The sequence below is a fragment of the Rhizobium giardinii bv. giardinii H152 genome, from assembly GCF_000379605.1.
Classification (GTDB): domain Bacteria; phylum Pseudomonadota; class Alphaproteobacteria; order Rhizobiales; family Rhizobiaceae; genus Pararhizobium; species Pararhizobium giardinii.
Genome location: NZ_KB902746.1, coordinates 160,636 through 173,130, shown reverse-complemented (window position 1 = coordinate 173,130; position 12,495 = coordinate 160,636). Strand labels below are relative to the sequence as shown.

Annotated in this window: 9 protein-coding genes; 3 read left to right on the top strand and 6 right to left on the bottom strand. The window is 60.7% G+C overall.

Annotated elements, in window-relative coordinates:
• Positions 1–293: 293 nt before the first annotated feature.
• Positions 294–1,301: a LacI family DNA-binding transcriptional regulator gene (locus tag A3AY_RS0132660; protein ID WP_245275979.1), complete on the bottom strand. Its 1,008-nt coding sequence runs from the start codon at positions 1,299–1,301 to the stop codon at positions 294–296.
• A gap of 184 nt (positions 1,302–1,485) precedes the next feature.
• On the opposite strand from A3AY_RS0132660, the gene A3AY_RS0132655 reads away from it, so the two are divergent.
• The 3 genes from A3AY_RS0132655 to A3AY_RS0132645 are packed head-to-tail and all read left to right on the top strand — an operon-like array spanning position 1,486 to position 5,057.
• Positions 1,486–2,418: a sugar ABC transporter substrate-binding protein gene (locus A3AY_RS0132655; RefSeq protein ID WP_018329874.1), complete on the top strand. Its 933-nt coding sequence runs from the start codon at positions 1,486–1,488 to the stop codon at positions 2,416–2,418.
• 60 nt (positions 2,419–2,478) lie between these two features.
• The gene (locus A3AY_RS0132650) at positions 2,479–4,044 is read left to right on the top strand and encodes a sugar ABC transporter ATP-binding protein (protein ID WP_018329873.1); all 1,566 of its coding nucleotides are present in this window, start codon (positions 2,479–2,481) and stop codon (positions 4,042–4,044) included.
• Positions 4,045–4,103: 59 nt separating this feature from the next.
• The gene (locus A3AY_RS0132645) at positions 4,104–5,057 is read left to right on the top strand and encodes an ABC transporter permease (protein ID WP_085995087.1); all 954 of its coding nucleotides are present in this window, start codon (positions 4,104–4,106) and stop codon (positions 5,055–5,057) included.
• A 739-nt stretch (positions 5,058–5,796) separates the two neighbouring features.
• On the opposite strand, the gene A3AY_RS0132640 is transcribed toward A3AY_RS0132645, so the two are convergent.
• From A3AY_RS0132640 to A3AY_RS0132620, 5 genes are all read right to left on the bottom strand, one after another.
• Positions 5,797–7,368, bottom strand: coding sequence for a BCCT family transporter (locus A3AY_RS0132640; protein WP_018329871.1), 1,572 nt, complete (start codon positions 7,366–7,368; stop codon positions 5,797–5,799).
• Positions 7,369–8,077: 709 nt separating this feature from the next.
• Positions 8,078–8,977, bottom strand: a complete 900-nt coding sequence (gene sucD, locus A3AY_RS0132635) for a succinate--CoA ligase subunit alpha (RefSeq protein ID WP_018329870.1) — start codon at positions 8,975–8,977, stop codon at positions 8,078–8,080.
• 14 nt (positions 8,978–8,991) lie between these two features.
• The gene (locus tag A3AY_RS0132630; protein ID WP_018329869.1) at positions 8,992–10,176 is read right to left on the bottom strand and encodes a malate--CoA ligase subunit beta; all 1,185 of its coding nucleotides are present in this window, start codon (positions 10,174–10,176) and stop codon (positions 8,992–8,994) included.
• A gap of 12 nt (positions 10,177–10,188) precedes the next feature.
• Positions 10,189–11,133 (bottom strand): HpcH/HpaI aldolase/citrate lyase family protein, encoded by a 945-nt coding sequence (locus A3AY_RS0132625; protein ID WP_018329868.1) that lies wholly within the window; start codon positions 11,131–11,133, stop codon positions 10,189–10,191.
• A gap of 22 nt (positions 11,134–11,155) precedes the next feature.
• Positions 11,156–12,346 carry an aminotransferase class V-fold PLP-dependent enzyme gene (locus A3AY_RS0132620; RefSeq protein ID WP_018329867.1) on the bottom strand — a complete coding sequence of 397 codons (1,191 nt, stop codon included), beginning with the start codon at positions 12,344–12,346 and terminating at the stop codon, positions 11,156–11,158.
• Positions 12,347–12,495: the final 149 nt, after the last annotated feature.

Here is a 12,495-nt window from a genome sequence, read left to right as displayed (position 1 = left end):
CGCACCTTGCTGCTTTGCTTATCCGCAGGAGAATGCAAGGCCGAAGCGCGGCCTTGGGGCCTTGTCGGGTCATGCGAATTTTCCAGAAGGCATAACCGCGCAGATAACCAACAAGCTGATGACTAGGGTCCGTCGCATACGTTCCTCCCTTTCGGTTGGCGCCGAACTGGACCATTCCCCAACCCGAGCCGCATTGCAGGCGTCTGGCGATCCTTGCCTTGGCGATGTAGTTGAAGTAAGCGCCGTCCATCCTAGTTTGCGCGGACAGGAACGCGTGCGTGGTGAGCACTGGTTCAACAAGCGGGCGGCGGCGCTGTCGAGTCTCTTTCGACGAGAGCCGGTCTCAGCGCTATCGGTCCCACAATCGGCCCGCTTCCAAGAAGCGCGCGGATGGCGATTTCCGCAATCTCCTCGATCGGCTGACGAACTGTTGTCAAACGGGGTAGAACGAGAGACGCCAGCGGAATGTCGTCAAATCCGACAATGGATAGATCCTCCGGCACACGGATGCCCAGGTCTCGTGAAGCGCGCAGGAGTCCGATAGCCTGCTGATCGTTCGCGGTAGCGATTGCCGTCGGGCGCCGGCCCACGTTTCCCTGCAGGAGCTTTCGTCCAATCGCCTCTCCAGACTTGTAGTCGAAATTTCCTTCAAGAACTGTCAGTTGGACCAGATCCTGCGCCCGGTCGGAGGATGCCTCCTCGACTCGGCCCCGAAAGCCGTTCAGACGCTGTATTGATACGTCAGTTGTAGTAGGGCCACTGATGTAGCCGATCCTGCGATGACCAAGTTCCAGCAGGTGGCTTGCCGCTAAACGACCACCCTCGAAATTGTCGACCGCCACCAGCGAATGCCCGGTCAATGGGCGGTCGATTGTAACGCTCACCAGGCCATCGGGCAAAATTCCTCCAACCAGGCTACCGCTGACCGGAGCGATGACAATCCCGGCCGGCACGCGGCAGAGCAGGCTCTGAACCTGTTTGCACTCGGCTTTTGGATCATCATGCGTGTTCGCCAACAGGACAGAGTACCCAGCAGCCGAGGCGAGGGTTTCCAAATGCTTCGCCAGTTCTGCGAAAAAAGGATTGGTGATGTCGGGGATGATGAGGCCGATAATATCCGATTTGTTCAGTCTCAGGCTCCGGCCAAGGCTGCTTGGTCTGTATCCCAGCCTTGCGATGACCTCTTCCACCCGTTGTCGGATCCCCGGATTTACAGTTTCATTTCTGGCCAGCACGCGAGACACGGTTCCAACAGAAACCCTGGCCTCTCTCGCTACATCCTTGACAGTGGGACTCAACACGATCTCCAAACGCTCACTTCTGGGTTTTTAGCACAATTCTCCGGCCTGGGCGGCATTTATGGCAATGAAACGTTTCATATTGACCAAACGGGTTTTTCAGAATACCTCATACTCACGTTCTCATACACGCTATGAAACGTTTCATCGACGGCTGGAGGGCTGTCAGATCAAAGGAGGAGTGGTCATGAAATTCTTTACAGCTGCGTCTATTATTGCGCTCTCTGTTGCAGCCGCATTGCCGCCAGCCGCGGTCGCGGCCGACAAGCCGGTGGTCGGTCTTGTGATGAAGTCGCTTGCCAATGATTTCTTCAAGAACATGCTGGAAGGCGCCGAAGCTCACGAAAAAAAGCGCGGTGACTATGAGCTCAAGGCCATCGGCATGCAGAATGAAACGGATTTTGAAAGCCAGCTGAATGGCGTGGAGAACTTCATCACGCAAGGCGTGGACGCTATCGTCATCGCGCCGGCCGACTCCCGTGCGATGGTCACCCCGCTCAAGAAAGCAATGGATGCCGGAATCACCGTGGTCAACTTTGACGTCTCGCTCGATGAGCAGGCGAAGAAGGATGCGGGCATCGATCTTGCCTTCGTTGGCCCGGACAATCGGGGTGGCGCCAAGATGGTTGGCGAGGCGCTCGCCAAGTCGCTTGGCGCGGGGGGCAAGGTCGTCATCCTTGAAGGTAATCCTGGGGCTGACAACGCCGCCCAGCGCAAGCTTGGCTTTGAGGATGCGATCGCCGAAGGCAAGCTTGATCTGCTCGATTCCCGGACCGCGCATTGGGAAACGGAAGAAGCGAATTCGGTCTTTTCGACCATGCTGACCGCCCATCCCGACATCCAGGGGGTGATGGCCGCCAACGACTCGATGGCCATCGGCGTCATCAAGGCGCTGGACGTTGCCGGTCGTTCCGACATCAAGGTTGTCGGCTTCGACAATGTGCCGGCTGTCGCACCGCTTGTGAAGGATGGCAAGCTGCTGGCGACGGTAGACCAGTTCGGCTCGCAGATGGCGGCTGACGCGATCGACAAGGCACTCGAGGTCGTGGCCGGTGGGCCGAAGCTCGAGGGCTGGGTCAAGACCAACATCGAACTCGTTACCAAAGATAACGTGAAGTAGCCCCGACAACACGTGCCGCACTGGTCGTCCGGTGCGGCTCTCTTTTTTGAGGGGGTTCTCATGACACATACGGATTCCGGCGTAGCGCACCAGGCGATCGCACCGCGTCTGCCCATCCTTGACCTGCATGATGTCCGCAAACGCTTCGGTGGCACGGTTGCGCTGAACGGCGTGACATTGTCGGTTGCGCCCGGCGAAGTACACGGGCTCATCGGCGAGAACGGGGCTGGCAAGTCCACGCTGATCAAGGTCCTCTGCGGCATCGTGAAACCCGATTCAGGTGCAATCAGTCTGGCGGGCGAAGCCTATGAGCCCCATACGCCCCGCGAGGCGAAGGCGCGGGGACTTCAGGTCGTGCATCAGGAATTCAACCTGCTTCCTTTCCTTTCCGTCGCGGAAAACATCTTCATCGAGCACCTGCCGCGCAATCTGTTCGGCGTAGTCAGGCGCAACGACATGAATGCACGGGCCCGCGCAGCCCTCGATGCCATCGGTCTGAAGGATATCGACGTCCGCTGGCCGGTCGAGCGCCTCGGCATCGCGCACCGCCAGTTGGTCGAAGTTGCCCGTGCGCTGATGACAGATAGCCGTGTCCTCATTCTCGACGAGCCGACCGCGACGCTCACGTCACGCGAGACAGACCGGCTTTTTGCCATCATCAACGATCTGCGCAGCCGTGGAGTCTCGGTGATCTTCGTCTCGCATCATCTGGACGAGATCTTCCGCATTTGTGACCGCGTCACAGTTCTGCGCAACGGCGAGACTGTCTTTTCTCGCCGCATCGGCGAGACCAGCCATGACGAACTCGTGCGGGGTATGGTGGGGCAGCAGTTGCAGCGGGAAATGGCAAGTGGGGCGATATCCAGCGCAGGGGAGGGCACCGCACTCTCGCTCGTCAATTTCCGCCATGCCCAATCGCCCCATGCGGAGGGCATATCGCTTGATCTACACAAGGGCGAAATTCTGGGAATCGCCGGCCTTGTGGGCTCAGGCAGGACGGAATTGCTTCGCGCCATCTTCGCAGCCGAGCAGCCGCTCTCGGGAACGCTTCTGAGAGATGGCAAGCCGGCCACGTTTCGCTCGCCGCGCGAAGCGATCCAGGCCGGTATCGGCTTCGTGACAGAAGACCGCAAGGAAGAAGGCCTGATTCTAGCAATGCCGATAGCTGCCAACGTCACGCTTGCGTCTCTGTCCAGCATCTCACGGGTCGGCCTGCTCGACCGCAAGATGGAAAATACCATGACGCAACAGTTCGGCGCGGATCTGAAGCTCAAATATGGCGGTCCGTCGAGGCATGCAGCCACCCTTTCTGGGGGCAACCAACAGAAGGTGGTTCTAGCCAAGTGGCTGGCGCGCAATCCACAGATCCTGCTGCTCGACGAGCCCACCCGGGGGGTCGATGTCGGGGCCAAGGCGGAAATCTACGCGCTGATCCGCAGGCTCGCCGAAAAGGGCCTGGCTTTGCTGGTGGTCTCTTCCGAGCTGCCTGAGCTGATGACGCTTTGCGACCGAATCATGGTGATGTCGCAGCACCGCATCGTTGGCGAAGTGGCGCGCGCAGATTTCTCCGAAGAAAAGATTTTGACTTATGCCTACCATGGCGAACGAAGACAGACGGGGCACTGATGATGCAAGCACTTGATAAAACAACGCTGAACGCCCCAACAGAGGCAACTGTGTCGGGCATGTCGATGAAGTTGCTGCTTCGCGATGCCGGCATAGGGATCGCACTGCTGCTGCTGATCGTATTCTTCTCGCTGAGCACCGAGCATTTTCTCACCTCCAACAATATCTCCAACATCCTGACCCAGATCACGATCAACCTCATCCTTGCCATTGGCATGACATTTGTCATCCTGATCGGCGGCATCGATTTGTCGGTCGGGTCCATGCTTGCCTTTTGTGCGGTGGTGGCGGGCACGGTTCTGACCATCCCCGAGCTTTCGGTGTTTCAGGCTGTTGGTCTCGCAACGCTCGCGGCTATTGGCACGGGCGTGGTCTGCGGCTTCCTCAACGGCTGGATCAGCGCCTTTTGGGGCCTGCCGTCCTTTATCGTCACACTCGGCATGCTCAACATCGCGCGTGGAGCCGCACTGCAGGTGACCGATGCGCGCACGATCTATTCGTTCCCACCAAGTTTCAATGCCTTTGGTTCGCAAATGGTGGTGGGCGTGCCGGTGGTATTTCTCATTGCGCTGGTACTGGTTGCGGTCGCGTGGTTCGTGCTGTCCAAGACAGTCTTCGGCCGCTTGCTTTACGGGATCGGCAACAACGAGGAGGCAGTGCGCCTCGCGGGCCATTCTCTGATGTTCTACAAAGTGGCGGCGTTCACAATCGCCGGCGCGTTGGTCGGGATTGCGGCCATGATCTATATGGCGCGGCTCAACATCGCGAGTCCGATTATCGGAATCGGCTTCGAACTCAATGCGATTGCCGCCGTTATCATCGGTGGCACCAGCCTCAATGGTGGGCGTGGCACCGTGGTCGGCACCCTGCTTGGCGCCTGCATCATCGGCGTTCTGGCGAATGGTCTCATCCTCTTCGGATTGAGCGACTTCATGCGCCAGATGATCACCGGGGTCGTCATCATCCTCGCGGTCATTATCGACAAGTACCGCGAGCGGATCACGGCATCCTGAATGCAGGCGTTTCCCATCCACAAGGAGCGCTACGCTTAAGAACTCGATCCCCTCTTGAACGCGCCGACACGGCCTGTCTTGCCCGCCAGCGACCGGTCGCCGCAAAAAAACCTTCGTATTAACGACTTCGTGAAAAAAGGGGACCAATCAGGCGGTTACGGCGCGCGAGCAGGCGCGAAGGTCTCGTTCGTCGGCGACATGGCGTTGAAGGCCTATCAAGAGGCTGGCGTCACGGCAGAGCTAACCGTTCTGGATGGCGTCGCAACCGGGGCGGCGTTCATGTTGAACGATCAGACGGGCGAGAACGCAACTGTCGTCTATCGGAGTGCGCGGGGGGCCCTGTCGGTCGATGTCGAGACCTCCGGCGCGCGGAACGAAAACCCGCTATGGACGTTGGTTATCATTGCGACCGGCGCATCGTGCAAGCAGTGCGATGGAGATGGTCAGGTGCTTCGAGGAGACCTGCATGGATACGACCACACTTCTCATCATAGTACTCGTTCTTCTACTGCTCGGCGGAGGTTGGTACGGACGAGGACGCTGGTATTGAGCAGGGCCAACACACCTGGTGCAGAGGAGGTCGCGGCCACTCGTTATGAATCCGACGACGCTTCTGTCTGCCAGCTTGCGTCGATCAGCGTTGGTCAGCGGGGCCAAGTTTTCCGGTACGCCCAAGAACCGCACCTGAAGGTGGTTTTCAGGTGCGGATTGCTAGCCGCATGGACGGAGTGCCGGAAACCTACTCGGCCGCAGCCGCTGCGGCCAATTGCAGGTTTTCGGCTAGGCTAGGAGCCGGTTCGCTCCGCCCCTCGAGGTCGTCCAACAGCGCCATCCATAAGCAGACGCACAGCCCGACCATGACGACGAGGAAGGGCGCTGCCGCGATGATTGATGCGGTCTGCAGGCCTTGCAAACCTCCCATCACCAGCAACACGCAGGCTGACGCTCCTGCAAGGATGCCCCACAGGACGACGACGCCGCGTGCTGGCTCAAGCGCGCCGCGGGACGACAGCATACCCATCACGATAGAGGCGGCATCCGCTCCCGAGACGAAGAAGATGGCGACAAGGAAGATCGCGACGAACGACGTGAACGCAGTTCCTGGATACTGTTCAAGCAGGGAAAACAGCGAGATAGCTGCGCCTTTGTTGTTGACCGCCTCGACGAGCCCGCCGACCCCCATCAGTTCGGAATGCAGCGCCGTGCCACCCATGATGGTGAACCAGAGGAAGGTTACGCCGCTTGGAATGAGCAGAACGCCGATGACGAATTCGCGGATGGTGCGGCCGCGCGAGATGCGAGCGATGAACACGCCGACAAAAGGCGCCCAGGACACCCACCAGGCCCAGTAGAAGATCGTCCAGCTGCCCAGCCATTTGCCGTCGCTAAAGGCGGCGGTGCGGAACGACATGGTGACGAGATCCGCCAGGTAGTCGCCAAGCGCTTCGGTGAACGTGTTGAGGATGAAGATGGTCGGCCCGACGATGGCCAGGAAGAGGAGCAACGCGGCGGCGACCACCATGTTCATGTTGCTCAGAAACTGGACGCCCTTGCCGACGCCGGACACCGCCGAAAGGATGAACAGCACCGACAGCACCACGATGATCGCAAGCGCAATGCTTGTTCCTTCGCCGGTTCCCCAGAGAAAATTCAAGCCGCTGTTGATCTGCTGTGCGCCAAGTCCGAGTGATGTCGCCGTGCCGAACAGCGTGGCGATGACGGCGAGAATATCGATCGTCTTGCCGATCGGCCCGTTAACCGCGCTGCCGAGCAAGGGAGTGAATGCACTCGAGATCAGGATTGGCAAGCCCCTGCGGTAGGTGAAGTAAGCGATCGCCAGTCCGACCATCGCATAGATCGCCCAAGGGTGCAGCGCCCAATGGAAATAGGAATATTTCATTGCGACCAGCGCAGCTTCCTTGGTTTGCGCGCCCGCCAGCCCGTGAGGCGGTGCACCAAAATGGAAAACTGGCTCGGCAACGCCCCAGAACATCAGACCGATGCCCATGCCGACGCTGAACATCATGCATACCCACGAAACCGTCCGGAATTCGGGAAGTTCGTCATCGGCGCCAAGCCTGATCCTGCCGAAACGGCTGATCGCCAGGAACCCGGCAAAGACCAGGAACCACGCGGTCGAAACAACAAAGCCCCATCCGAAACCGTTGATGATCGCCGAAAGAGTAGCTTGGGTGACCGAGGCGAGGCTATCCGGTGCCACCGCTCCCCATGAGATGAACCCGGCCGTTATCGCTACGGCCGGCCAGAATACCGCCGGATCTATGCTTCGCAATCTGTCTGCAGTCGACATGCCTTATCCTCCAACTTTATGTGACGTTCCCTTTGACTTTCAATGGATAGCGCGACGGGGCCGGCCTCTTGCGGGGGAGGCCAGGTCGTGGACTGAAAAATACTGTTGAGGTAACGACGCCGGACGCGCCTTTGTGACTTGCGGTTCTACTGCCGCTTGCCTTGGTGACTAACAGATCACCCGCTTACACTCGTGTCAGTTGCGACGATGGGCTTGTCCAAAAGCGAACTTTGCAGGTGGCGAAATTCCACAGCCATAGGCGAAGCACACATTCGATACGACGAAGGACAATGATGAACAGGACCAGCCGGACGACTGCGGGTCAGTCGGTTGCATTTTCGGTCTTCCCCATTAAACTCTTGGGCTGCTCGACATCTGCCGATCGGTCATCTTTCATGTGATCCTTTCCGTGGCTATCGGCCTTGGGGAATGCAAAATCGATTCTGCCTGACCGTTCCTCAACGCGGACGTTGCCCTATGGACCATGTCCGTACAACACTCGCTGCGGCAGAAATGGCTGCCGGATGGGCAGTCCGAGCTCAGCCCCGGCGGGTGGTTGCGGGGAGGGGTGGGTAGGGCGCGGCCCACCCGAAGGTGTGTTCTCAATCGGCATCCATGAAATCTCCATATTCAGCCGCCTTGGCAGCCACGCCAGCACGACCTCGAATTCTGGCGGGCACCGCCAGACCCAAGCACACGGGCCGGCCATTCAGGCCGCCTTGTTCATGACCGACAACACCTCCGCCACCGTCTCGCCGAACGAAGACGGCGTCGGCACAATTGTAACCCCAGCGCTTTTCAAGAGCTCGACCTTCTCCTGCGCCGATTCCCCGAAAGCGGAGATGATCGCACCCGCATGGCCCATGCGACGGCCCTTCGGGGCTGAAAGGCCTGCGATGTAGGCGATCAACGGCTTCTTCATGTGATCGCGCGCCCAGAGTGCGGCCTCCGCCTCCTGCGGGCCGCCGATCTCGCCAATCATCAACACCGCGTCGGTGTTCGGATCTTCCTCGAACAGCTCCAGCATGTCCTTGAAGGACGAACCGTTGACCGGGTCGCCGCCGATTCCGACCGACGTCGACACGCCAATGCCGAGCGCCTTCATCTGGCTTGCAGCCTCATAGCCAAGCGTACCTGAACGGCCGACGATGCCAATGCGGCCAGGCAGGTAGATCGAGCCTGGCATGATGCCCATCACCGCCTCCCCGGGCGTGATCATGCCGGCGCAGTTCGGTCCGATCAGGGTCATGCGATCCTCGAAGCGGTAGCGCCTCATGTATCGCTTGACCCTGATCATGTCCTGGGAGGGAATGCCGTCGGTGATGCAGACGCAGAGCCGGATGCCGGCATCCGCCGCTTCCATGATGGAGTCTGCCGCAAAGGGCGGCGGAACGAAGACGATCGAGGCGTCCGCGCCGGTTTCCTGCACAGCACCCTTCACCGTGTTGAAGACCGGCATGCCGAGATGAGTATGGCCCCCCTTGCCAGGGGTGACGCCGCCGACCACGTTGGTGCCGTAGTGCTTCATGTCCTCGGTGTGGAAACTGCCGATCTTGCCGGTGAGGCCCTGAACGATGACGCGGGTGTTCTTGTCGAGTAGAATGGACATATCCGGAGCCTCCCTCAAGCAGCTTTGTTTGCGCTGAAAGCGCGCCACGCTTCGACGGCCTTGTCGGCAGCCTCGGCCAGCGTTTCCGCAACGATGATGTCTTCGCCGGACTCCGCGAGGATGCGCCGGCCCTCCTCCATGTTGGTGCCGGAGAGGCGCACGACGAGCGGAACCGGCACGCCAACCTCACGCAGTGCCTTGATCACGCCCTCGGCCACCCAGTCACAGCGGTTGATGCCCGCAAAGATGTTGACCAGGATCGTCTCGACCTGTCTGTCCCGCAGCACGGCGCGGAAGCTCTTTGCGACGCGCTCTGGGGAAGCGCCGCCGCCAATGTCGAGAAAGTTCGCGGGCTCGCCGCCGGCGATCTTGATCATATCCATGGTCGCCATGGCGAGGCCGGCACCGTTGATGATGCAGCCGATATTGCCCTCGAGGCCGACATAAGAGAGGCCGCGGTCGGAGGCGTAGGTCTCGCGCTGGTCTTCCTGGCTCTTGTCGCGCATCTCGGCGATATGCGGACGGCGGAAGAGGGCGTTCTCGTCGAAGCTCATCTTGGCGTCGAGCGCCAGCAGGTCGCCGCGGCGGGTGACGACCAGCGGATTGATTTCCAGCATCGCAGCGTCATAGTCGACGAAGGCGCGGTAGCAGCCGAGCAGCGTCTGCGTGGCGCGGCCAATCAGGGCATTGTCGATGCCCAGTCCGAACACGATCTCGCGGGCCTGAAAGTCCTGCATGCCGACGCCGGGATCGACGGTGGCGCGAATGATGGAGTCGGGCTCGGCCTCCGCGATCTCCTCGATCTCCATGCCGCCCGAGGACGAGGCGACGATCATGATGCGCTCGGATTTGCGATCGAGTACAAAGCCGAGATAGATCTCGCGTTCGATGTCCATTGCTTCTTCGATATATAGGCGGCTGACCAGCTTGCCCTGGGGCCCGGTCTGGTGAGTCACCAGCCTGGCGCCCAGCATCGCATCGGCAGCCTCGACGATCTCATGGTCGGACGAGCAGAGCTTGATGCCGCCCGCCTTGCCGCGCGCACCGGAATGGATCTGCGCCTTGACCACCCAGCGGTCGCCCCCGATCTCGCTTGCGCGATAGGCGGCCTGCTCCGGACTATACGCCAGCCCACCACGCGGAATATGGATTTGATAGCGGGCGAGAAGTTCCTTGGCCTGGTATTCGTGAATGTCCATGTCTTCCTCCTTCTACCGGCTGCCGCCCGCGATTGCGTCATGTGTGGCAAGTACGTTGCGCGCCATGCGCTCGGAAGCGGCGTCGATCATCTTTCCGTCAAGCGAGGCAGCACCCTTCCCCTGGCTTTCAGCAACCCTCAGCGCGTCGACGATGCGGCGGGCGCGCTCGACCTCCTTGTCGGGCGGTGAGAAGATGTCGTTGGCAAGCGCTATCTGGCTCGGATGGATTGCCCACTTTCCCTCAATGCCGAGGGCGGCGGCACGGCGGGCGGCGGCCATGTAGCCTTCGGGATCGGAGAAGTCACCAAACGGTCCGTCGATGGCGCGCAAGCCATAGGCACGGCAGGCGACGGTCATACGCGACAGCCCGAAATGCCACTGGTCGCCCGGATAGTCAGGGTTGAGGCCACCGATATTGACCGTGCGTGCCTTGAGGCTGGCGGCATAATCGGCGACACCGAAATGCAGCGCCTCGAGGCGACCGCCGAATGCGGCAATCGCTTCGACATTGGCCATGCCGAGCGCCGTCTCGATCAGGGCCTCGAGGCCGACACGGGTCTCGTAGCCCTTGCCAATCTCGATCTGGTTGACGATGGCCTCGACCGCGTAGAGGTCAGCGGGCACACCGACCTTCGGCACGAGCAGCGTGTCGATCCGGTCGCCGGCCTGCTCCATCAGGTCGACCACGTCGCGGTACATGTAGTGGGTGTCCAGCCCGTTGATACGGACCGAGATAGTTTTGCCGCGGGCGCGCCAGTCGATCTGGTTCAGCGCCTGCACGATATTGGCGCGGGCACGCTCCTTGTCTGGCGGGGCCACGGCGTCCTCGATGTCGAGGAAGATGTAGTCGGCGTCCGAATTGGCCGCCTTCTCGATCATCTCGGGATTCGAGCCCGGCACGGCGAGTTCGCTGCGTTGAAGCCGGAGGCGGCGCAGATGGTGGATGGTGTGGCTCATGAATTCCTCCCCTGATCTCTTCTCAAGCAGCTTTGGCTGTCGCCGTCGCGGCGGCGGCGCGGAACTGGTTGATCGCGGCCCCCCCGCCCGAGCCAGCCTCGATCTCCACGCCGCAATCGAGCAATGTGAGTTCGGCGGCTGCGAGCGCACCAAGCACCATGACTTCGTTCAGCGACCCGAGATGGCCGATGCGAAATACCTTGCCCGCCACCTTGCTGAGCCCGCTGCCGAGCGAGGTGTTGTAGGTGCGATAGGCGTGCTTGATGACCTCGGCGCCGTCGACGCCCTCCGGCAGTCGGATGGCCGAGACGGTGTCCGAGTACCACTTCGGTTCTGAAGCGCAGAGTTTCAGCCCCCAGGCGGAAACTGCGGCGCGGACGCCGTTGGCGAGGTGATGGTGGCGGGTGAAGATGTTCTCGAGGCCTTCCTCGAAAATGACGTCGAGCGAGGCGCGCAGACCCCGCAGAAGCTGCGTCGGCGGTGTATAGGGAAAATAGCCCGCGTCGTTGGTCTTGATCATGTCCTCGAACGAGAAGTAGCAGCGCATGTGACGCGCGGTCTTCGCAGCGTCGAGCGCCTTCTCGCTGACCGACAGGAAACCGAGACCGGCAGGCAGCATGAAGCCCTTCTGGGATCCGGAGACGGCGCAATCGACGCCCCATTCGCCCTGGCGGAAATCGATCGAGCCGATCGAGGAAACGCCATCGACGAAGAGAAGGGCCGGATGGTTGCAGGCATCAAGGGCGGCCCGGACGGCGGCGACATCCGAGGTCACGCCGGTTGCGGTCTCATTATGCGTCACGAAGACGGCCTTGATCGTGTGCGCCTTGTCGCCAGTGAGACGTTCCGCATAGAGCTCGACCGGCACGCCCGTGCCCCATTCCATGTCGATGCAATCAACCTTGAAGCCGAGGCGCTCGGCCATGTCGACCCAGAGATGCGAGAACTGGCCGAAGCGGCTCATCAGCACATGATCACCGGGCGAAAGTACGTTGGTCATTGCCGCTTCCCAGGCGCCGGTGCCGGAGGAAGGATAGATGAAGACGCGGCCGTTCTGGTTCTTGAACACTCGTCTGAGGTCGGCGAACAGTGGCAGCGTCAGCTCCGGAAAGCGTGGGGAGCGCATGTCCTCCATCGGCAGGTTCATCGCTTGGCGGACCTGTTCGGGGATGTTGGTGGGGCCGGGGATGAAGAGATGATTGTAGCCTGGCATGGTTTCCTCCGATGCACGCAGCGTCCGCGGGCGGACTGTTCCTCGGCACCAAAACTGCCTTGCTGACCTATTGCGCACAACACTCGCCCAGACGGAAAATAGTGCCTGACGGGCAGCTCAAACGCGGTACCATTGGGTGGCTCTTGGGA

Excerpts from the sequence above, each read along its gene's own strand:
- A3AY_RS0132655 (WP_018329874.1), top strand. The coding sequence starts at position 1,486 with ATGAAATTCTTTACAGCTGCGTCTATTATTGCGCTCTCTGTTGCAGCC.
- A3AY_RS0132650 (WP_018329873.1), top strand. The coding sequence starts at position 2,479 with ATGACACATACGGATTCCGGCGTAGCGCACCAGGCGATCGCACCGCGT.
- A3AY_RS0132645 (WP_085995087.1), top strand. The coding sequence starts at position 4,104 with ATGTCGATGAAGTTGCTGCTTCGCGATGCCGGCATAGGGATCGCACTG.
- A3AY_RS0132640 (WP_018329871.1), bottom strand. The coding sequence starts at position 7,368 with ATGTCGACTGCAGACAGATTGCGAAGCATAGATCCGGCGGTATTCTGG.
- sucD (WP_018329870.1), bottom strand. The coding sequence starts at position 8,977 with ATGTCCATTCTACTCGACAAGAACACCCGCGTCATCGTTCAGGGCCTC.
- A3AY_RS0132630 (WP_018329869.1), bottom strand. The coding sequence starts at position 10,176 with ATGGACATTCACGAATACCAGGCCAAGGAACTTCTCGCCCGCTATCAA.
- A3AY_RS0132625 (WP_018329868.1), bottom strand. The coding sequence starts at position 11,133 with ATGAGCCACACCATCCACCATCTGCGCCGCCTCCGGCTTCAACGCAGC.
- A3AY_RS0132620 (WP_018329867.1), bottom strand. The coding sequence starts at position 12,346 with ATGCCAGGCTACAATCATCTCTTCATCCCCGGCCCCACCAACATCCCC.